The organism is Bacillus sp. PAMC28571 (assembly GCF_014250435.1).
GTDB lineage: Bacteria > Bacillota > Bacilli > Bacillales > Bacillaceae > Bacillus > Bacillus safensis.
In genome coordinates this window covers 3432659-3454896 of the sequence record NZ_CP060191.1, presented here as the reverse complement: position 1 = coordinate 3454896, position 22238 = coordinate 3432659, and the positions used below count along the sequence as shown (strand labels likewise).

At 42.5% G+C, this 22238-nt stretch carries 15 protein-coding genes; 6 read left to right on the top strand and 9 right to left on the bottom strand.

Going from position 1 to position 22238, the window contains the following annotated elements:
- Positions 1–27 precede the first annotated feature (27 nt).
- From H7F25_RS17430 to H7F25_RS17395, 8 genes are all read right to left on the bottom strand, one after another.
- Positions 28–1653: a helix-turn-helix domain-containing protein gene (locus H7F25_RS17430; RefSeq protein WP_185854014.1), complete on the bottom strand. Its 1626-nt coding sequence runs from the start codon at positions 1651–1653 to the stop codon at positions 28–30.
- A 123-nt stretch (positions 1654–1776) separates the two neighbouring features.
- A complete protein-coding gene (locus H7F25_RS17425; protein ID WP_133744932.1) occupies positions 1777–2004 on the bottom strand; it encodes an MbtH family protein in 228 nt (75 codons plus the stop codon).
- Between the two features lie 20 nt (positions 2005–2024).
- A complete protein-coding gene (locus tag H7F25_RS17420) occupies positions 2025–9173 on the bottom strand; it encodes an amino acid adenylation domain-containing protein (protein ID WP_185854013.1) in 7149 nt (2382 codons plus the stop codon).
- Between the two features lie 13 nt (positions 9174–9186).
- The gene (locus H7F25_RS17415; protein WP_133744930.1) at positions 9187–10095 is read right to left on the bottom strand and encodes an isochorismatase family protein; all 909 of its coding nucleotides are present in this window, start codon (positions 10093–10095) and stop codon (positions 9187–9189) included.
- Between the two features lie 19 nt (positions 10096–10114).
- Complete coding sequence (locus tag H7F25_RS17410; RefSeq protein WP_185854012.1) at positions 10115–11734, bottom strand: (2,3-dihydroxybenzoyl)adenylate synthase; 1620 nt, start codon at positions 11732–11734, stop codon at positions 10115–10117.
- Between the two features lie 26 nt (positions 11735–11760).
- A complete protein-coding gene (dhbC, locus tag H7F25_RS17405) occupies positions 11761–12939 on the bottom strand; it encodes an isochorismate synthase DhbC (protein ID WP_185854011.1) in 1179 nt (392 codons plus the stop codon).
- Positions 12940–12965: 26 nt separating this feature from the next.
- Positions 12966–13751, bottom strand: coding sequence for a 2,3-dihydro-2,3-dihydroxybenzoate dehydrogenase (locus H7F25_RS17400; protein ID WP_185854010.1), 786 nt, complete (start codon positions 13749–13751; stop codon positions 12966–12968).
- A gap of 4 nt (positions 13752–13755) precedes the next feature.
- Positions 13756–14640: an alpha/beta hydrolase gene (locus tag H7F25_RS17395; RefSeq protein WP_185854009.1), complete on the bottom strand. Its 885-nt coding sequence runs from the start codon at positions 14638–14640 to the stop codon at positions 13756–13758.
- Positions 14641–15174: 534 nt separating this feature from the next.
- On the opposite strand from H7F25_RS17395, the gene H7F25_RS17390 reads away from it, so the two are divergent.
- Positions 15175–15393, top strand: coding sequence for a hypothetical protein (locus tag H7F25_RS17390; protein ID WP_185854008.1), 219 nt, complete (start codon positions 15175–15177; stop codon positions 15391–15393).
- 144 nt (positions 15394–15537) lie between these two features.
- Here H7F25_RS17390 and H7F25_RS17385 read toward each other — a convergent pair whose 3' ends face one another.
- Positions 15538–16395, bottom strand: a complete 858-nt coding sequence (locus H7F25_RS17385) for a hypothetical protein (protein ID WP_185854007.1) — start codon at positions 16393–16395, stop codon at positions 15538–15540.
- 108 nt (positions 16396–16503) lie between these two features.
- On the opposite strand from H7F25_RS17385, the gene H7F25_RS17380 reads away from it, so the two are divergent.
- The 5 genes from H7F25_RS17380 (at position 16504) to H7F25_RS17360 (ending at position 22110) form a co-directional block, all read left to right on the top strand.
- Complete coding sequence (locus tag H7F25_RS17380) at positions 16504–17451, top strand: DUF4885 family protein (RefSeq protein WP_185854006.1); 948 nt, start codon at positions 16504–16506, stop codon at positions 17449–17451.
- Complete coding sequence (locus tag H7F25_RS17375) at positions 17448–18404, top strand: DUF4885 family protein (protein ID WP_185854005.1); 957 nt, start codon at positions 17448–17450, stop codon at positions 18402–18404. Before H7F25_RS17380 ends, H7F25_RS17375 begins: the two co-directional genes overlap by 4 nt.
- Before the next feature lie 253 nt (positions 18405–18657).
- Complete coding sequence (gene dnaB / locus H7F25_RS17370; protein WP_024424034.1) at positions 18658–20022, top strand: replicative DNA helicase; 1365 nt, start codon at positions 18658–18660, stop codon at positions 20020–20022.
- A gap of 129 nt (positions 20023–20151) precedes the next feature.
- Positions 20152–20565 carry a VOC family protein gene (locus H7F25_RS17365; RefSeq protein ID WP_073208155.1) on the top strand — a complete coding sequence of 138 codons (414 nt, stop codon included), beginning with the start codon at positions 20152–20154 and terminating at the stop codon, positions 20563–20565.
- A 255-nt stretch (positions 20566–20820) separates the two neighbouring features.
- On the top strand, positions 20821–22110 hold the full coding sequence (locus tag H7F25_RS17360) for an adenylosuccinate synthase (protein WP_024424032.1): 1290 nt from the start codon (positions 20821–20823) through the stop codon (positions 22108–22110).
- Positions 22111–22238: the final 128 nt, after the last annotated feature.

Genomic DNA, 22238 nt, shown 5'->3' with positions numbered 1-22238 from the left:
ACAAATCTCTGTCAAAGGATGGACTTTTTACGGAAAAAAAGATAAAAGGTCCTGAATGACCCGTTGATGACTGGCTGCTGTGTATTCACGCCAAGGGTCAGAAGTGAGCGGATAGACGGCTTGCTGCGTCACAGCCTTGAGATTTTGCCAAGACGCCTGCTGCTTTAACTTTTGATAAAAAGCAATGGTTTTTGGCTCCTTATGCAGGAAAAGGAAGATGGCGTCTGGATCTAGCTGTTGTATAGAGCGAATGCTGATTTTTTTTTCTATTAGCTGACCATCATTCTGAAAAGCTGGCAGAAGGCCAATGTCTTGAAAAATTACTTCTGACATGGTGCGATTCACAGACAAATAGAGCTGATCTTGAAAGATACGAAGAGGCAGGACGGTTTTTGATGAATGATCAAAAAGGCATGCCTTTTTCGCTTGATTGACGAGTTCCTCGTAATGAATCAACCATTCTTCTGCTTCGTTCGCTTCGTTTAGGAACGTAGCTGTTTGTGTAAATTGAGTGCGCCAATCCAATTGTGTGAATGGAACAAAGTGAACAGGACAGATGGTTTTTAACACTTGTTTTTCTTCCTCTGTCACATGATCATTGGCAATGATCAGCTCAGGTTTTGTTTCCTTTAATAGCTGTAAATTGGCTTCAGCGTGCTCGTTGATCCGATGTGCACTCAGGTGAATCGGAATTTCTTCTGCATGATGCTCAAAATCATGTGCTGTCCATTTAGGGTGAAGGGGAGCAGCATATGGGATGATATGAATGGGTGTGAGCTGGCCGAGTATGGAATGGCCATAGGCTGCAATTTTCCGCTGACGGCTTTTCATATAAGTAGAAGGGGTCATGCCCGTTTTTTTCTTAAAGATGCGGCTGAAGTAATACGGATCTTGATAGCCGATTTCAAGTGCAATGTCTTTGAGCTTTGCGTTGCCTTTTGCCATTAATTGTTTGGCTCTAGCCATCCTTTTCTTGGTGATATAATCAGTGACACTCACATCAAAATGCTTTTTAAATAGCTCACTGTAATGATTGGCGCTGATACCAGCCATATGAGATAGACTTGTCAGGCTGAGGGGTTCTTCGGAATGTTGATCGATATATTGTTTTGTTTTGAAAAGGGCATGTGCCGTGTCACAAATATCTTCATTATGCAGTGTGAAAAGCTGCATAATGAGCTGCTGGAAAAGAGTTTGGCTTCTAAAAAAGCTAATGGATTCAGGTCTTTGCCATTCCTCTATCATATCGGACAATAAAGAATGAATATGTTCAATCGAGCTAATATCGATAAATTGCCATTTATTCAGTAAAGAACGGGCATGTTCCATTGATACTTCTCCTATGTTTTGATTTTGCAGCGTGTAGAGCTGAAAGCGAAAAAGGTAGAGCTCGTGTTTTTGATAAGGCTCTGTTTTCAACATAAATGTTTCCCCAGGCATGATCGTATAGAGTGTCAGATGTTTCAATCGCCATTTTTGATCGTTCAATGTGAGTAAACCGCTGCCGCTTATGCTGAAGAGGAGGCAGAATGTATCTGATAGCTGCTGCTCCGTATGTGGAAGCTCTGCATTATTTATTTTTTCAGTATATGTTAATCGATAGATGAATTGTTCGGCATTTGCCAATGTACGTAATTGATTGTTGTTTCCCATAAAACCACCTAATCTCTTATTGATTGATAACTATTCTCAATTAAATTGTAGCAGAAAGAGCAGAAAGATGGTGATGTTTATTCTGTCAAAAAAGCACCCTGATGGAGATCAGGGTGCGATGATTTATTCCGTTTTTCCATGCGCTAGCGCTGGTTCTTTTGTTAAACTTAATGGCTGCAAGTCCTGCCAGTGTGTCTGGATATAATCGATGCAGGCATTTCTAGTGTCTTCACCAAAGACCTTTTCCCATCCATCTGGCACTGGTGCAAATGATGGCCAAAGTGAATGCTGTCCTTGTTCATTGACCAGCACAAGAAATACACCGTCTTCACGATCAAAGGGATTTGTCATTTGTCATCTCTCCTTTATTCTTAGTGCTTTTGTTTGACCCGATGCAGTGTGTTGTCTAAGATGACACCAATTTCTGCTAGGGGTTTAGGCTGGCACATGTCTTTGTGCCGGCAATGAATGTCGTGCTGTTCAATTGTTCCGTTGATATAAGGTGCCCATGCTTCGGGATCAATTGGTGTAAACCAATCTGGGATGATGGTAGATCTAAAGAATAATATGTCTCCCTGATAAGTTTTTGGCTGATATTCTCCGAGCAATCGAACTGAATTCACATAGGTTTCTTTTAAGTTTCTAATAGCATCTTCACTTAAGCTTGCTAGTGCACTGCCATCTTTTTTCAAGATGTCGACGGCGCTTTTCATCGTGAGCGGTTCACCTGTTAAGGTATCTGGATCATAACCGCCGAGCGCAAGAAGAGCAATTAGTGCTTCTTCTTCATCAGGTGCTGCTTTAATCGGTAAGAAATGGTTTGGATAGGCATCCAGCATCGCAACGAGTGCGATTTCTTCACCTTGCTGCTGGAGCTGTGTAGCCATTGCCTGTACAACGTTTCCACCTAATGACCAGCCAAGAAGATGATAAGGGCCTTTTGGCTGAATCGTTTGGATGTGCTTGATGTAATCCGCAGCCATATCATCTAGTGTGTGAGGGTAGTCATCTTTTCTTGCGATTCCTCGTGCCTGTAATCCATAAATAGGGATGTCTTTCTCTAATGTATTCAAGAGACCTGCATAGCACCAGCTCAGACCACCTGCTGGGTGAACACAGAAAAGAGGATATCTTTCTCCATTTGTTCGCAGCGGGAGCAAGATGTCTAGTGCGTTTTCATCGCTTCCTGTTTCTAGTTTCTCTGCCAAACTTGCCACATTTGGTGCTTCAAACAATGTTCCAATGCTTAGTTTGACACCAAGTGCATCACGAATGCGGCTGATTAAACGAACCGCAAGTAAGGAATGCCCGCCAATGTCAAAAAAGCGATCGTCTATGCTGATTTTAGGCAAATCAAGTACCTCTTCAAAGAGATGACATAGGATTTCCTCTTTCGGGTTTCTTGGGCCGCGGCCATCCGTTTGCTGTAAATGCAATTGAGGGGCTGGCAGTGATTTCTGATCAAGCTTCCCGTTTGCTGTAAGCGGCATGGCGTCAATCTGTACATATGCCGCGGGCACCATGTAATCAGGAAGACTGGCTGCTGCAAAATGACGAAGGGTCTCTGTATCGAAACGGTTTTCTTCAGTTGGGACGATATAGGCGACTAGGCGTTTGTCGCCAGGCTGATCCTCTCGCATCATGACGGCAACTTGTGCAACTGCATCGTGGCGCGCCAGAACGGCTTCGATTTCTCCAAGTTCAATGCGGAAGCCGCGTATTTTAATTTGATGATCGGCTCTGCCAATGTAATCAAGAGCCCCTTCTTCTGTCCAGCGCGCAAGGTCGCCTGTACGATACATCCTTGTGCCAGGTGCTCCATAAGGATCGGCAGGGAATCGATCTGATGTCAGGTCAGGTCTGCCTAGATAACCTCTTGCAAGGCCAGCTCCAGCTACATACATTTCACCTGTCGTCCCAGGGGGAACAGGCTGTAGGTATTCATCTAGTACGTACACATGTAAATCAGGAATCGGTTCGCCTATTAAACTGCTGGAGTTCTTTGTGATCATATCTCGATTGAGTTCATTGTACGTAACGTGTACGGTAGTTTCTGTAATGCCGTACATGTTAATGAGCTTTGGCTTACAGTCTGAGTGACGGCTGTACCAATCTTCTAATCTGCTAAGCTCTAATGCTTCACCGCCAAAGATGACATAGCGGAGTGATAATGCTTGGCCTAGTGTTTGTTGTTCCTTATCTATCTGCATGAGCTGATAGAAGGCAGAAGGTGTTTGATTAAGCACAGTCACACCTTCCTCGACTAGAAGCTGCAGCATCTCTTCTGGAGAGCGAGAGATGGTATGAGGTACAATGACAAGCCGGCCGCCATATAAAAGTGGTCCCCAAATTTCCCATACTGAAAAGTCAAAGGCATATGAATGGAACATTGTCCAAACATCTTCTTCATCAAATTGGAACCAATGTTCAGTAGATGTCAGAAGACGGATGACATTTTGGTGTGGGATGACCACTCCTTTTGGTTTCCCTGTAGAACCGGATGTATAAATAATATAGGCCGGATGCAGAGAAGATAGCGGCTCAATTCTGTCTATATCAGCCGGATTGTGATTTGGCATTGCCAGCAATTGATCGCTCGTTTCTTTTTCGTCTAACAAAATCAAATCGCAATCAGCTGGAAGATGCACTGCATCTGCTTTTGTTGTGATGCTGCAAACGGGTTTGGCATCTTGTATCATGTATGCCAGTCTATCTGCTGGGTAATCTGGATCAAGCGGAACATAGGCTGCGCCTGCTTTATGAACGGCTAATAAGCTTTCGAGCATGTCGATTGATCTAGGCAGAGCAAGTGCAACGAACTGTTCTGGTCCAACGCCTCTTTCTATTAATAAATGAGCAAGACGATTGGCTTTGTTGTTTAACTCACCATAGGTCAGCTGCCTATTGCCATACGTTACAGCCACTCGATCAGGGTATTGCTGCGCCGTTTTTTCAAATAAGGCCGGGAGACTATGTGCTTGATCTAACTGAGCGAATGTCTTTTTATCAGGGAGAAATGTTTGCCGCTCTTTATCTGATAAAATGTTCACTTGACCAATCGGCACGTGTGGGCGCTCAGTCACTTCAGTTAAAAATCGCTTCATTCTGTCAGCAATTGCTCGAATGGTGCTTTGTTTAAATACATCTGTACTGAATTCAAACAATCCTGTTAAACCTGCTGCTGACCCAGTTTCCGTTCTTTGTTCTGTTAATTCGATGGTCAGATCAAATTTAGCTGACCCTACTGGTTTCACGTAAAGATCTGAGTCAAGTTGTGTCAGCTTCATTTCTGCCTTCGGTGTATTTTGGAAGGCTAGCATGACCTGGAACAATGGATTTCTTGATCTGGACCGGGTTGGGTTTAGGATTTCGACTAGCCGTTCAAATGGCAGATCCTGATGCTCATAGGCTGCTAGGTCAACGTCTCGCACTCGCTTCAATAGCTCACTAAAGGTTGGATTACCAGCTGTATTTGTACGTAATACTAGTGTGTTCACAAACAAGCCTACAATGTCGTCAAGTGCATCGTCATTCCGTCCAGCAATCGGACTGCCGATTGGGATATCTGTCCCCGCTCCAAGGCGTGTCAGTAATGCTGCAAGTGATGCTTGAAGCACCATGAACAAACTCACCTGATGCTGCTTTGCAAGCTCAAGGAGGTTCTGATGTAAAGCGGGTTCAATCGTAAAGTCTATCGTCGCACCGTTGAAGCTTCCTTCCTGTGGACGCGGGAAGTCATAGGGAAGCTCAAGTTCTTCAGGCAGGTCTTGTAAGGCACCTTTCCAATAGCTGAGCTGCTTGGCAAATAGACTATCCGTCTCTTCTTCACTGCCCAACAGCTTCTGCTGCCAAATAGCATAGTCAGCATATTGAACAGGTTCTGCTGGCAAGGAGATGGATTTTCCTTGTATACGGGCTTCGTAAGCAGCAGCTAAGTCTCGTGTCAATGGTGCAAGTGACCAGCCGTCACCAGCGATGTGATGCAGCAATAGAAGCAGTACGGATCGGTTTGCATCAAGCGTGAATAATTCAGCTCGAAGTGCAGGTTCTTCTTCAATCTGAAAGCTATACCGAATGGCTTCGTTTAACTGATTCTCAATTTGTTGATCGCTTGAAGCTGTGACATGGAGTTCAGGCTGAACACTTTTCGGATGTAAAATGACCTGTCTTGGCATGCCGTTCTTATTTGGAAAAATGGTTCTAAGGGTTTCGTGTTTTTCAGTGATATCTGCCAAAGCACCAATGAGAGCTGTTTGATCTAGTGTACCTGTCAGCTGAATGACAAGTGGAATATTGTAAGTTGGACTTGGCCCTTCAAGGCAATGAAGGAACCAGAGCCGTTTTTGGGCAAAGGATAATGGAATTTCATCTGGCTTGTCTTCTACCTGAAGCGGCGGCCGAATGTCCTTCGCTTTGTCAATGTACTGCACAAGCTCAGCAACCCGAGGAGATTCAAAAAGGGTACTCATGCTTAGGTCTGCACCAAGTGTATCGCGTATACGTCTAAGCAGGCGAGCGGCGAGTAAGGAATGTCCTCCTAAGTCAAAGAAACTATCATCTATGCCAATTTGAGATAGGCCAAGGGTTTCTGCAAATAAACTACATAACATGTCTTCTTGTGGTGTTCTAGGTGTACGCTCAGAACTGACTAAAGACATATTTGGTGCTGGTAATGCTTTGCGGTCGATTTTGCCGTTTGGTGTAAGTGGAAGTTCTGGCAACACGACAACAGCAGAGGGCACCATGTAGTCAGGAAGTAATGAAGCCGCAAACTGCCTGAGCTCTGAAGGGTGCAGAGAAGAGCCATCTGTCAGCACAACATACGCACAAAGAAGCTGCTGCCCAGGTTGATCCTCACGAACGATAACAGATGTATGCTTTATGGCTTGATGCTGCATCATTACGGTTTCGATTTCACCTAGTTCAATACGGAAGCCGCGTATTTTAATTTGATGATCGGCACGGCTGATATAATCAATCGAACCATCTTCACGCCATCTGGCTAAATCACCGGTACGATACATTCTCGTGCCTTTTGTGCTGAATGGATCAGCGACAAAACGTTCAGCCGTTAAATCATATCGTCCAAGATATCCTCTGGATACTCCTTCACCTGAAATATAAAGTTCACCAATTGATCCTGCTGGGACTGGGTTTAGTCCTTCATCTAAAATGTAAATGCTCGTATTCCAAATGGGTTTACCGATTGCCGGCCCGCTATTCTCCCGGTGTGCTGTGACATTTTCCATCGTAGACCAGATCGTCGTTTCTGTAGGTCCGTACAAATTAGTAATGTCGCATTGAAGAGATTGCAATGTGTGCAAAAGGGAAGCAGGGAGTGCTTCTCCTCCAACAAGAACACGCATACCTGTTATCACGTCAGGGTACTCATCTGCCAACGCATGCCACAACGTTGGCGTTGCCTGCATGATGGTGACATGATGAGAACGAATCATGTCTGAAAGTTTTGCTGGTTCTTGTATGGTTTCTTTTTTTGCCAATAAAATAGCAGCCCCATGTAAAAGCGGGAGGAACATTTCCAGCCCGGAAATATCAAAGGCAATGGTCGTTACCGCTAAAAGCTGGTCTTCTTGATCTAATAAAAATGAATCTTGCATGGACAATATAAAGTTGATTACATTTCGTTTTGTTACAACAACACCCTTTGGTTTGCCTGTCGATCCTGATGTGTACAGGATGTAGGCGGGGTGATGTGGAGAGCCATCGCTCCAAGTCGGATTGAGATGCGGACTTTCTGCTATCTCCTGATGAACAGTTGAATCATCCAGTTGAACGATGTGCGGATGGTCCAAACCGTCTGCTGTCTCTTTGACTGTGAGCAAGCACGCCGGTTTGGCATCTTCTAGCATATAGGCGACTCGATCGTTAGGGTAATCAGGGTCTAATGGCAGATATGCAGCTCCCGTTTTGACGACGGCTAATAGACTTACGACCATATCGATGGATCGAGGCAGGGCAATGGCGACAAATTGTTCTGGTCCAATGCCATGTTTTTTCAAATAATGAGCTAATTGATTAGCCCGCTGATTCAACTCTTCATAGGTCAAAGTAATTCCTTCAAACTGTAATGCTTTTGCTTGTGGTGTTTTGCTCACTTGTTTTTCAAATAGTTCCCGTAAAGATTGCTGTGGTAATTCTCGTTTTGTATCATTCCAGTGCTTGAGGATGTTCTCTTTTTCTTCAGACAAAAGAAGGTTGAATTGACTGATTGTCTGATCTTGCTCTAGTCCGGTTATTTCCTCCAGCAATTGCAGAAAACGCTGCTGATGAGCGTCAACTGCTTGCTCTTTGTAAACGGCAGGGTTTGCATCAAAGTCGATTTGAAATCCGTTCCCATCCGCGCGGTCGTATATGTTAATCGATATATCATCCACGGGTCCTGCTGAAAGGTTATGTGCTTGACCAATGCTCTGATCGAACATGAAATCATAATCAAATGGCATGATATTGATCTGTGGGCCAAATAATCGCTGATTTCTTCCGATGAGTTTAAAGTCTCTCCGCATGTCCTCGTGACGATATCTTTGATGAGGGCGAATGGCTTTTAGTTCCTCAGATACTTGGCGAACAAGAGCTGAGAGTGTCATTTCTGGTTTGCATGTTAAACGAAATGGTACCAGGTTCATGACCATTCCGGGTGTTTGTAAGGCGCACGATCCAAGGCGCATCATCACAGGAAGTCCTAAAACAATATCATGTGCACCAGTCATACGATGCATATATAATGCGGATGCTGCAAGGATCATTTCATGCCACGTACCACCGAAGGCTTGAGCATTTCTTTTCATTTTGCTTACCTTTTCGGCATCGAAGCCAGCCGTTTTTCTAATAAAATGATCCGACGTTCTTGGGGCAAGCTCAGCAAGGCTGACAATTTCCGGTTGATCAGTGAAGCGATTTTTCCAAAACGCTTGATCAGCTTCATATCGATTGGACTGTTGATAGGTGAGCTCCTCTTGGACTACGTCATGTAAGGATCCAAATGCTTGAGGAGGCACAGGTGTCCCTTGCGATAAGGCTGAATAGACCTCAGCAACACGACGTGCAATGAGCGAAAAGGCGAATCCATCAATGGCAATGTGATGAATGCGCTGATACCAGATAAATCGGTCGTCAGCAAGCTGAAAAAGTACTTCACGGAATAATACATCTTTCTCTAAAGAGACTGGTGTTGAAAGATCTGCCTTCATCCATGCTTTAGCCGCATCAAGCGGCTGTTTTTCATTTTGTAAATGAATCAATTGGAATGGAATTTCTTTCTTAGAAGAGAACCATTGCTTTGGACCGTCAGTATCCTCAACGAAGCGCATATACAAGGAATCTGCTTCTAAGACAGTCTTTCTAATGGCGGCTTCAAAATGTATGGGATCAATAGGACCTTTAATATCTATATACTCTGCTGTATTGAAAATAGGATTAGCTGGATCAAGCTGCTGCGCGTACCAAATACCTGATTGGGCACCGGTTAGTGGGAATGAATCGACTGACTGGATCGACAAGGGTATACCTCCTTTACAAGTAATCGATATTTGGGATAGATGGCTGCTTTTCTGGGAAAAGAAGAGTCCGCCAATGAGCGAGCGTTGGATTTGCTGCAAGCTCAACGAAATTGACTGTCTCTCCTTGCTGCCTCCACTTTTCCGCTAGGCTCATCATTCTAATAGAATCAAGCCCAAGGTAGACGAGATTCTCATCAAGTGGTATTTCATTTGGCTCGATTTGGAGATACTCAGCTACTTGGTGAACGATGGCCTCAAAGGATAAATCATCACTGTTTGCTTCTTGTCCTGTTAAATGACTGATGATTTGGTTTGTCGTTGTGGAGACTGCACAGCGTTCAGCTGCATAGGTCATCGCCATTTTGTGATGTTTCAATGAAAAGTCAGCGACGGCATCGGCGACAAAAAAGGTTTCAATATCGAGCATGAATGCTTCTGCGGCTGTCAGCATACAGCCAATATGTGCATATACGCCAGTAATGATCAGTTGATCACGCCCGCCTTCTTGAAGAATATCCAAAAAATTAGATTTCTTGAATGCGCTATAACGCCATTTTGTCAGCATTGTATCTGCTTCAGATGGAGCAAGCTGATCAATGATTTTTGTCAATGCTTCATCATCACCAAGTCCAGGTCCCCAAAAATCTGTTAATAAGGCACGATCCTTCGGGTCTTGGTCACCAGGCTGAGCTGTGTAGACGACTGGAATGCCAAGTTCATTGCATGTATTACGTAATTGTTCAATATGCTGAACTAACTCTGTGATCGGTGATGTATCTTGTTGAAATGCATTTAAAAAATATTGCTGCATGTCATGTATCAGCAGAACAGCACGTTTCGGATCAGGTATCCAGTTCACTTTATTTTCGGGTAAATCTTGTGTGCTTGGCATTGGATATGCAGGAATAGTAGGGATTGCCATGGTTTTCACTCCTCATTTTTTATACGTTGGCAGTATGGGTTGCAGCTAATTCTCTTAATGCTTTTTTACTGACTTTGCCTACACCTGTTTGTGGGAACGCATCGATCCATTCAATGCGGTCAGGAATTTTATAGGCTGCGAGCCCGCGTTCTCTTAGAAATGATTTTAAGACGTGCGGTGCTGGTTTGTTGTTTCCTTTCGCGATAACAAAGGCACATGAGCGTTCGCCAAGAAATGGATCCGGCATGGATACCATGGCGGCATCATGAATGTCAGCATGCGCAAGTAAATGATTTTCAACTTCTTCAGCGGCAACCTTTTCACCGCCACGATTGATTTGATCCTTGTCTCTGCCTTCTACAACAACATTTCCTTCTTTGGTTAATCGCACGATGTCACCTGTTCTGTAAAAGCCATCGGGTGTAAATGCTTTTTTGTTTTGTTCATCGGCTTTATAGTAGCCGCGAATCGTATAAGGCCCTCTTGTTAAAAGATGTCCAGCCACTTCATGCGGGACGGGCTTGTCCTCATCATCTACCACTAGTACCTCATCATATTCAGACATCGGGCGTCCTTGTGTATGAATTACGATATGTTCAGGATCATCTAATCTGGTATAGTTGACCAGACCTTCTGCCATGCCAAAAACTTGCTGTAACTTACATCCAAGGGCAGGCTTCACTCGTTTTGCTGCCTCAGCACTGAATTTAGCACCACCGACTTGTAAGACTTCAAGACTCGATAAGTCATCTGATCGATGAGGAGCGGCCTCTAGCCAAATCAATGCGATAGGTGGAACGACAGCGGTAATGGTCGCCCGTTCTTTTTCAATGAGTGGAAAGACGACATCAGGGCTTGATCCAGGTGCAAGAACGACTCTTCCGCCTGCGTATAACGTTCCAAGGACGCCAGGCGAACTTAATGGATAGTTGTGCGCAACTGGAAGTGCAGCTAGATACACACTTTCTTGTGTGAGCTCGCACACCTCATTGCTTTTCCAAAGACTATAAATATAGTCATCATGTGTACGAGGAATGAGCTTTGAAAGGCCTGTGCTGCCTCCAGATAACTGAAGAAACGCAATATCGCTTGCCTCTACATGAATTTGAGGATCAAGTGCTGGGTCCTTGCGCAGATCATCCAAGCAAAGGAATTCCTCAGCTTCCCCTGCAACAATGACATGAGGTAATGAGGGAAGCTTTTCTTTCACTTGACGTGCGAGTGATCGATAATCAAAGCCGCCATCAATATCTGGTATGACATATGCATCTGCTTCGGCAAACTCAATAAAATAAGTGATTTCGCTGCTTCTATGAGATGGCAGAGAGAAGACGGGTAAAGCACCGATTCGAAATAAAGCGAAAATGACTTCAAAAAAAGCAGGAATGTTAGGAAGCTGCACGACAACTCGACTTCCTTTTTGAATTCCAAGCTGATGAAAACCGGCGGCAAGACTGCTGACGCGCTGATCAAGTTCTTGGTAGCTTATGTGCGTATCAGCGTATGTAATGGCTGTTTTATTTCCTAGCGATGCGGCTCGTTCACGAAGCATACCGCCAAAGGTTTCCCCACGCCAACAGCCGTTTTCACGGTAGCGTTTTGCAAATTCTTCTGGCCATGTAGGTGGTTGAACAAACATGTTTTGTCATCTCCTATTTATTTTTATCACTGATGGATGCCCATCGCGTGAAGCATCGTGTTGAATTTTGCAGATGTTTCAGCTAGCTCTTCTTCTGCCTTTGATCCTTTGACCACTCCTGCACCAGCAAAGAGACGGAGAGAATGACCCTCAGCTTCTGCACAACGAATGGTGACAATCCAATCACCATCACCATTTGTATCTGCCCAACCGATCATTCCTGTGAAAAATCCTCGATCGAAGGGTTCAATCGCTTGAATGGCTTCACGTGCATCTGCTGTAGGTGTGCCGCATACTGCGGGTGTTGGATGAAGGCTAAGTGCTATATCAATTGAGGACACATTGGGATCTGCTAATTCACCTTTTACGACAGTAGATAAGTGCCACATCGTTTCTGTTTGAATGACGGATGGTGATGCAGGCACATCTAGTGTATGACAGTATGGAGTAAGCGCTTTAGTGACAGCTTCAACAACCACTGCGTGCTCGTGTAAATCCTTCGCTGAGGTAAGGAGTTCATCGCGGCGGCGCTGGTCTTCTACTGGATCTGAACTGCGCGGCCGAGAACCAGCGAGTGGATTGGAAATCACAGATGAACCAGTTTTTGAAAGAAGCAGTTCAGGGCTTGCTCCAAGAAGTGTGTGCTTTTGGGAAGCCTTCGGGTCAGCTATATTTGCAGCAAACGTATAGCCAGTCGTATTATGACGAGCCAGTCGTTCGAGTATTGTTTTTGTATGAATATCTCGATTTGCTTTGAGATGGAGAGATCGAGAGAGTACGATTTTGCTAAGCTCCCCGTTCTCAATTTTAGCTAATCCTTCGTTCACACCATTCATGTAGACCTCTGGAGAGGGGACAGGTGTCACCTCATAGGATGGCGATGCCGCTTCTGACTCCTCATCACCTTGTTGAAATTCGAGTGGATCACTAAACTGTACATGGACTGGTACATTTAAACGAACGGGCTGCGCCGGATCAAATGGGACAGCACCAGCCACAATCGGTGTTTGGATACCAGCTTGTTTGGCATCGTCAAATACATGCGCTACCCTTGTGGATAGTTCATTTAGCTGATTGGTCTCAATATGCTGGAAAATCCCTTCGGCAAGTATCGTGCGTTTAGGTGAAGCAAGAAAAAAAGCGCCTGGCTGATAGTCTTGAAGCAACTGTATTTTTTCTTCTGACGACAATAATGAATGTTTCATGAAAAGGCCTCCTTTTAAATGAAATGCTAGATTCCGAGTGTTGCGCCGCCATCAATCGTGAGGTTCTGCATCGTAATATGACTGGATTGCTCAGATGCAAAGAAAATGACTGCATCAGCAATGTTTTGAGGATCAGCGATTTTTTGTAAAGGAATACCGGTTTTATACGTCTCTAATGAACCTTTAATCACCTGATTTTCTCCTTGTTCATCAGGCCATAAAGCCCATTGCATAGGTGTTGCGGTAGAGCCAGGGGAGACGACGTTGCATCTGATTCCATAGGCAGCCAGTTCTAATCCAAGCGTTTTTGTAAATGAAGTAGCTGCTGCTTTTGAAGCGGCATAGGCAGCCATATTCATTCTAGGAATGGCACCTGCGTTAGAGCTGACAGTCACAATGACCCCTTCTGATCTTTTTATCATGTATTTGGAGACAGCTTGAGATACGTAAAAGACACCATGTGTGTTGACTGCGAAAGTTTGTTGCCAGTCGTCTGCACTAAGCTTGTCGATAGAACCCATTCGAAGAATGCCTGCTACATTGACCAGTAAATAAATGGGCCCAAGCTGCTGTTCAATTTGATCGACAATACGCTGAACAGAAGCTTGATCGGTGATGTCACATGGATAGGCAAAGGCACGTATGCCTTTATCCTTCATTTGCTGGACGGTGCTTTGCAGCTGATCTTCATTTGCATCAACTGCTGCAATAATCGCACCTTCTTCGGCTAGTCTTTTTGCGACTGCTTGTCCAATACCTTGTCCTGCGCCTGTGATCAGTGCAATTTTTTGAGATAGACCATTGTGTTTCATGTGTTCACTGCCTTTCCTTCATATCTGTGGTTGTGAAAGGATCATTATGATAGAGTGCAAAACGAAAAGCGTAATTCATCAGCACCGGTAAAACGGACGTATGTCCTTCTTCAGGGAATTCGTGATAAGACGTATGCAAGCCATATGAAGATAAAGGCAGCATACGATTTGCTAGTCCATGTGCATGATCATTCATTTGACATGGATGATGTTTTTCTAACTCACCTACACCTACAAGCAGCCTGACATTCACAGACATCTGACGTATATGGCTGGTGAATTGGTGTTCCTTTTCTAGAAATAATTCTTTGTTCCAGTGGATAGAAGGACTGCCCGCAATATATGTCTGATAAGCATCAGGGTGCTCAAATAGTGTGTGTAATACAAAAAGACCGCCAAGAGAGTGTCCAAACAGTGTTTGACGACTCTGGTTGATCGGAAAGCGCTGCTCGATATAAGGCTTTACAATCTTTTCTAAAAAAGAAAAGAACGCAGAGGCCCCGCCATATGTATGGTTGGAGAAGTCCTTTCTTTTGCCGCCAATGGAAGCGTCAGGGCCGGTAAGAGTGAGATCATAATGCCTGAGCGGATGATAGGGCGCTTCTGTCTGATAGCCAATTCCAACAATGATGGCAGGTACGACACCTGTTTTTTCAGGCCTTCTTGACTGTAAACGAAGTGCTTCGACCATTGAGCCAAAAAGTGAATTTCCATCAAGCACGTACATGACTGGAAAACCAGCCGCTGGAGGAGTTGTATTCGGTTTAAATATAAAAAGTCTGTAAGGGTGTGCTGTGATATCCAGCTGCTCCGTCCCAGGTATAAAAAAAGGACGGCTTTCACTGAAAAGAGAATCCTCAGTACCCATTCCTTCAGGGCGTTTGGACATGTGTAAAATATCCCCTTCCTCAAATTGACTCTCATATGCTGATAAAAGCAGGCTTGCGGATATAGGATGAGTGTAGAGATTGAAGAATGGTCCCTTCAAATGAAAATGATTCTCAATTATCACGCAAGCAAATCAAATGATAATGGTTATCAATTATGAAGTCAAATGTTCATTAAGTGGTGTAATTGATAATTTGATCTAAATTTTCGGAAAATAAAGGACTAAATAACTACCAAATGAATGGAAATAGGGAATGCCGGACTGAGTCATTTAAAAAGAGGAGAAATACCAAAAGACCTTGACCGTCACGGGATATTTACCATTTTCTTCTGTTTGATTCAGGAATATATATAGGTATTTCTTCTTGAAATCATTTTGAGGAAAAATAAGTCTATAGACCTTCTTGTATTTTTAGGAAAAAAGAGGAGAATTTTTCGAAAAGCTGGTGAGCATATCTCACAACTTATTCAATCTCATGCGTAAATTCATATACAATTTTTTAAGGAAGACAAGATCGAAGGGAATGTAGGCAGAATGAAAACTCCATTAGGAAAGCTAAGGCTAAAACTGCTTGAACATCAGCTCAAACTGAAAAATACGTTTACATTGGAAGAATATCAAGAAATGAAGCAATCATTACATGAAATACGGATGACATTTGCGGCCTATGAACAATGGGATTTATACCAGCGAGCCACCGATATGATCACCATCCTCCTCTTTCAACACGCCCTCAAGCAAAACCACCATTAACATTTTCACTTTTTATGAGCAGCGTATTTCTTATGGAAGGACGGTGCTGTTTTAAAGTTGGCCAAATATCATATAGCATCAAAAATGCGGAAATGAAAAAAGTAAGGGATGTCCCCTTACTTTTTTTCTGCAAACACCATTCAATTAAAATCCATCTGTGACATCATATTCGTAACGAATATCGGCTTTGACATTGCTCATAGTAGATCTCGCAGTAGCCTTTGCGTTGTACTTAAAGCTCCATTTTTGCGCGACTTTTAATTGATCACCCAGAGAAATACGGTAAGAACCACTTGTTGCAGATGAAAAAATAGATTCGTTCCAAATTTTGTTTATATCAGCCATCAGTTTGTGAGTGACATTTCCTTGATTGGGCGATTGGGTACTAGTTGTTGAAATCGATTTAACGATTGCATTTTTAGGGATAGAAGAATTGTTCGTTAAATCCATTGTAATGATAGAAGAATCAACTCCTAAAAAATTTAAAGAAGAATTCCCCAAATTGGTAGCAGTCCCCGTAAAATTGAATGTCCCATTTCCAGATTTAATACGATCTTGGATAGAAACAGTAAAGTACATATTCCCTGTATATGTACCACGGGTCACTTTCACAAAGTAAGTTTCTGAAGTTGAAGTAACTTCATCAGTATTAGCAAAAATAAAGGGTGTAATTGAATCAGGGTTAATGACTCTAGATCTCCCATCAGAATATTTCGAATTGTACACCTCGATTTTCATCCCCGTATATTGCTTATCATATGAACTTCGTACATAAACCCTTTCACCCTTATTGATCGTGAACTGATAATACGCTTCATTTTCACCTTCAGGTAAGATTGTCGTATCTGGACGACTATATTTCCAATATCCCATTGAGCTTGCTGTGTTAGGACTGTTATTCCCCGTAATCGCTGCTTCTGCTGAATGAGGTGCAAAAAAACTAGTAATAAGCACTAACAATAATGCAGGTAATAAAAAATGTTTGAAAATAGTATTTGTCATATTTTAACCCTACTTGTAATAATTACTATATCGGATCAAAACTAACAAATTTTAACTTAATTTCCGATATATTTAATAATCACTATTTTTTAAAAAAGGAGAATCAAAATGAATATTAATACGTCGTACACGGCAGGTGCTTCAAACAGTCAGAACCGAATAGACTATAAAGGTCAATCAGCTATTAAAAGTACAAATGAGGTGATGACTGAAGCTGATAGACGAATGAAAATACTAGATGAAAAATATCAAAAAATAAATGAACAAAATAAACGTTTCAAAGATCCTCATGGCCATATATTTGATAAGTATCGAAATCCAAACTCCCCTTATTTCAGAAATGATTTAACCAAACCGGAAAGAGAGGCGGCTTACTCTATTGAAATTGGATGGGCTAATAGTGGAACAGGAGGGCATTATAATTCTAATGATGCCGCTTTCCGTAATGAAAAACGGTACGATCCTACGCAAGAAAGTGTAGAAAAGAAAATACTCAATCGTCAAAAAGTGAACGAACAATTACAAGATTTATTCTCTAAAAACGGTATAACCATTCCTAAAAACACAAATTTAACTTTTACCATTGATCCAAATAATTTCAAATTAGTGGTGAGTGGATCAACAGACGAATCGCTGATGAAACAAATAGAAGACTTATTAAATACAACCAACAATACAAGAGAATTATTTTTCCATATCATGAAAAGCAGAAATGATGATTCTACTCAATTCACACCGGATTCTCTGGCCAAGTTCCATCTTGTCAATCAAATCAAAACGGTGACAGGCTACAATTTAAAGGATTTAAGCATTGTAAATGGTCAATTTGTAACGGATAACGGAACGAATATTTTTGATCTATACAAAGAAGAACTTCTTAAAAATCCATACACAGCAGAAAATGCGCGCATTGCCGCTTCACATTACGGAGCACAGCTATTCGATCTAGCGAAAAACGGGTTTGATTCCATTCCAGATTTGGTTTTATCTATTGGTTATCAAAACGGCTCCTTATATGACATTGGACAAAAGGTGAATTACGGAGTATCAAAGTGAAGATAAATACATCGAACACGACAGCTGTTCTAAATAAGCAGAACCTTCCGGACTTCAATAGCCATCCAGCTATTAAAAGTACAAATGAGGTGATGACCGAAGCTGATAGACGAATGAAAATACTAGATGAAAAATACGAAAAAATAAATGAACAAAATAAACGATTCAATGATCCTCAAGACCATATATATAATAAGTATAGAAACCCTTACTCTTCTTATTTCAGAAGTGATCTAACAAAACCGGAAAGAGAAGCTGCTTACATTATGGAAATGAGTTGGGCAAGGAATAATAAAGGTGGACAATATGACTTTAATGATGCCATCTTCCGTAATGAAAAACGGTACGATCCAACCCAAGAAAGCATAGAGAAAAAAATATTCAATCGTCAAAAGGTCAACGAACAATTACAAGATTTATTCTCTAAAAACGGGATATCCATTCCTAAAAACACAAATCTCACTTTTACCATTGACCCGAATAATTTCAAATTAGTGGTGGGTGGTTCAAAAGACGAATCGCTGATGAAACAAATAGAAGACTTATTAAATACAACCAACAATACAAGAGAATTATTTTTCCATATTATGAAAAGCAGAAATGATGATTCTACTCAATTCACACCGGATTCTCTGGCCAAGTTCCATCTTGTTAATCAAATTAAAACGGTCACAGGCTACAATTTAAAGGATTTAAGCATTGTAAATGGTCAATTTGTAACGGATAACGGAACGAATATTTTTGATATATACAAAGAAGAACTTTTTAAAAATCCATACACAGCAGAAAATGCGCGCATTGCCGCTTCACATTACGGTGCACAGCTATTTGACCTAGCGAAAAACGGGTTTGATTCCATTCAAGATTTGGTGTTATCTATTGGTTATCAAAACGGTTCTTTACAAGACATTGGGCAAAAAGTGAATTATGGGGTTAAGAAAACGATAGATTAGAAAAACGCATCCGAACATGCCATGTTGGAGCATCGATTACATGTGTGAACGGCAACAAATCGAAATTCCATTAGCGATAACGAAGGACTCTATAACAATTGATGTTACAGAGTCTTTTCTATATGAAATGCGCTGGTTTGCACAAAATATCAACATGGTAATTTTGACTATAGTAGATGTTTTTCACTTTTTTATTGATGAAAATGTTAAAATGATGAGTAGCGTATTTTTTTATGAAAGGACGGTGCTTGGCATGACGGAACTTCTCGATGACCGGCTGCCGCCGCAAAATATAGAAGCCGAGCAGGCCGTATTAGGTGCTGTTTTTTTAGAACCATCTGCGCTAACGCTCGCTTCTGAGGTATTAATTCCAGAGGATTTCTATAGAATGTCGCATCAAAAGATTTACAATGCGATGCTTATACTTGGCGATAGAGGAGAACCGGTCGATCTTGTCACGGTGACATCTGAGCTTGCCAATACAGATTTATTAGAAGAGGTAGGCGGGATTTCGTATTTAACCGACATTGCGAACTCTGTCCCAACTGCCGCAAACATTGAATACTATGCAAAAATTGTAGAAGAGAAATCCATTTTAAGACGTCTGATCCGTACCGCGACAACCATTGCACAAGATGGGTATACGCGTGAGGATGAAGTAGAGGACCTGCTGAGCGATGCTGAAAAGACCATTATGGAAGTGGCGCAGCGTAAAAACTCAGGAGCCTTTCAAAACATTAAGGACGTTCTTGTTCAAACATACGATAATATTGAACAGCTTCATAACCGTAAAGGCGATATCACAGGGATTCCAACAGGTTTCTCTGAGCTTGACCGGATGACAGCTGGATTCCAGCGAAATGATTTAATCATTGTAGCGGCCCGTCCATCAGTAGGGAAAACCGCCTTCGCATTGAACATTGCCCAAAATGTCGCGACCAAAACGGACGAAAGTGTTGCTATCTTTAGTTTAGAGATGGGTGCGGAGCAGCTCGTTATGCGTATGCTTTGTGCAGAGGGGAATATCAATGCACAAAACCTAAGAACCGGTAATCTGACAGAAGAGGACTGGGGCAAGCTGACAATGGCGATGGGCTCGCTGTCAAACAGCGGAATTTTCATTGACGATACACCTGGAATCAGAGTAAGTGAAATTCGCTCGAAATGCCGCCGATTGAAGCAAGAAAATGGTCTTGGCATGATCCTGATTGACTACTTGCAGCTCATTCAAGGAAGCGGGCGATCAAGCGATAACCGTCAGCAGGAGGTTTCTGAAATCTCTAGGGCATTAAAATCGCTGGCAAGGGAGCTTGAAGTTCCGGTTATTGCCTTGTCTCAGCTTTCTCGTGGGGTAGAGCAGCGTCAGGACAAACGTCCGATGATGTCTGACATTCGTGAATCAGGAAGTATCGAGCAGGATGCCGATATCGTAGCATTCCTTTATCGTGATGATTACTATGACAAAGAATCAGAGAATAAGAACATTATCGAAATCATTATTGCCAAACAGCGTAACGGTCCAGTTGGTACAGTATCACTGGCGTTCGTCAAAGAATATAACAAATTCGTCAATCTGGAAAGAAGATTTGATGATGCGGGTGTTCCGCCCGGTGCTTAAAGCCCAGCTCAAGAAGCTGGGCTTTTTTGATTGATCTACATCGAAAGAATGATTGAAAAAACAATCAAAATGAGGAGGAGAGGGAAAAAGAGAGAGCGTATACTAAAAGGAGAAAAGGAGTGAAGACTGATGAAATTTCAACAGTTTGAAGCCGCTCAATTACGTATCGCACGCCCAACCGTCAACATGAAAGAGGTTGTTTCCTTTTATGAAGAAGGCTTAGGGCTCAAACGAATAGGCTCATTTGATCAGCATGAAGGGTACGATGGTGTGATGCTCGGGCTGCCTCACCAGCATGTTCATTTAGAAATCACCAAACATGAAGAAGAAGACAGCCTGCCCGTCCCGCATCCAGAACAGCTGCTTGTTTTCTATATTCCAGATGCAGAGGAATTTCAGCAAATGAAAAAGAGATTGCTCTCATTTGGCGGACGGCAAGTCACCTCAACGAATCCATACTGGGACCGGGGAGGAGCAACCATTGAAGACCCAGATGGATATCGAGTTGTGCTGATGAACACAGATGGTATTACACCTGTTTAAAAAAGACTTCCGTTATTGGGGGTCTTTTTTATGTTGATGAACAGCTGGAAACGATAAAAAGTTGTTTTTGCTCGAAATCTCCATTTTTAAGCACTGGAAAAGTGATTAAAGCGCTTTTCTTTATATTTAAAACGAACAAAATTTGATTTCGAGATATTAATGTTCGGATTTCACGTTGACTTTTTCGTTGTGCATTGATAAAATAAATGTGTTTGAAAGAGATAACGTTTTGAAAGGTTAACGGAGGTGCACGATATGTCTTCAGTAGTCGTAGTAGGTACGCAGTGGGGTGACGAAGGGAAAGGGAAAATTACCGATTTCCTTTCAGAAAATGCAGAGGTGATTGCCCGTTATCAAGGGGGAAACAATGCAGGTCACACGATCAAATTTGATGGAGTGACATACAAGCTACACCTCATTCCATCCGGTATTTTTTATAAAGAGAAAACTTGTGTCATCGGTAATGGAATGGTGGTTGATCCTAAAGCGTTGGTCACTGAGCTTGCGTATCTTCACGAACGGAATGTGAGTACAGATAACCTCAGAATCAGCAATAGAGCCCATGTTATTCTGCCTTACCATTTAAAATTGGACGAGGTAGAAGAGGAGCGGAAAGGGGCTAACAAGATCGGTACGACGAAAAAAGGAATCGGACCAGCTTATATGGATAAAGCTGCCCGCGTTGGTATCCGCGTCGCAGATCTATTAGATCGTGAAGTATTTGAAGAAAAGCTTGCACGCAATCTAGAAGAGAAAAATCGTCTTTTAGAGAAAATGTACGACACAGAAGGCTTCAAGATTGAAGATATTTTAGACGAGTATTATGAATATGGCCAGCAAGTGAAAAAATATGTCGTAGACACATCTGTTGTTTTGAATGATGCACTAGATGAAGGCCGCCGCGTGTTATTTGAAGGAGCACAAGGGGTCATGCTTGATATCGATCAAGGGACATACCCATTTGTGACGTCATCTAACCCGGTAGCTGGAGGCGTGACGATTGGTTCTGGTGTAGGACCAACAAAAATTCAACATGTAGTCGGCGTGTCAAAAGCGTACACAACACGTGTTGGAGATGGCCCATTCCCAACAGAACTCCATGATGAAATTGGCGATCAAATTCGTGAGGTTGGCCGTGAATACGGTACGACAACTGGACGCCCGCGCCGTGTCGGCTGGTTTGACAGCGTTGTTGTCCGTCATGCACGCCGTGTGAGCGGAATTACAGATTTATCTCTTAACTCAATTGATGTACTGACAGGGATTGAAAAATTGAAAATCTGTGTCGCTTATAAATTGAATGGAGAAATCACTGAGGAATTCCCAGCAAGCCTAAATGAATTAGCGAAATGTGAGCCTGTCTACGAAGAAATGCCAGGATGGACAGAGGATATTACAGGCGTAAAGAACTTAAGTGAACTGCCTGCAAATGCCCGCCATTATTTAGAGCGCATTTCACAATTAACAGGTATTCCACTTTCCATTTTCTCAGTCGGACCAGATCGTTCACAAACGAACGTTGTCCGCAGCGTGTACCGTCCATAAGAATAGATTGATGAGGCACCAGTAAAATCTCGCATTTTACTGGTGTTTTTTTGTTTAAATATTTCTTAATTTCAGTAGAGCAGGCTTCCGGTCATTACCAAAATATGATAACTGTATAGGAGGGAAGG

Coding starts and splice junctions, on each gene's coding strand:
- dhbC (WP_185854011.1), bottom strand. CDS start 12,939: ATGAAACATTCATTATTGTCGTCAGAAGAAAAAATACAGTTGCTTCAA.
- H7F25_RS17390 (WP_185854008.1), top strand. CDS start 15,175: ATGAAAACTCCATTAGGAAAGCTAAGGCTAAAACTGCTTGAACATCAG.
- H7F25_RS17380 (WP_185854006.1), top strand. CDS start 16,504: ATGAATATTAATACGTCGTACACGGCAGGTGCTTCAAACAGTCAGAAC.
- H7F25_RS17360 (WP_024424032.1), top strand. CDS start 20,821: ATGTCTTCAGTAGTCGTAGTAGGTACGCAGTGGGGTGACGAAGGGAAA.
- H7F25_RS17415 (WP_133744930.1), bottom strand. CDS start 10,095: ATGGCAATCCCTACTATTCCTGCATATCCAATGCCAAGCACACAAGAT.
- H7F25_RS17385 (WP_185854007.1), bottom strand. CDS start 16,395: ATGACAAATACTATTTTCAAACATTTTTTATTACCTGCATTATTGTTA.
- H7F25_RS17400 (WP_185854010.1), bottom strand. CDS start 13,751: ATGAAACACAATGGTCTATCTCAAAAAATTGCACTGATCACAGGCGCA.
- H7F25_RS17365 (WP_073208155.1), top strand. CDS start 20,152: ATGAAATTTCAACAGTTTGAAGCCGCTCAATTACGTATCGCACGCCCA.
- H7F25_RS17430 (WP_185854014.1), bottom strand. CDS start 1,653: ATGGGAAACAACAATCAATTACGTACATTGGCAAATGCCGAACAATTC.
- dnaB (WP_024424034.1), top strand. CDS start 18,658: ATGACGGAACTTCTCGATGACCGGCTGCCGCCGCAAAATATAGAAGCC.
- H7F25_RS17425 (WP_133744932.1), bottom strand. CDS start 2,004: ATGACAAATCCCTTTGATCGTGAAGACGGTGTATTTCTTGTGCTGGTC.
- H7F25_RS17395 (WP_185854009.1), bottom strand. CDS start 14,640: ATGTCCAAACGCCCTGAAGGAATGGGTACTGAGGATTCTCTTTTCAGT.
- H7F25_RS17410 (WP_185854012.1), bottom strand. CDS start 11,734: ATGTTTGTTCAACCACCTACATGGCCAGAAGAATTTGCAAAACGCTAC.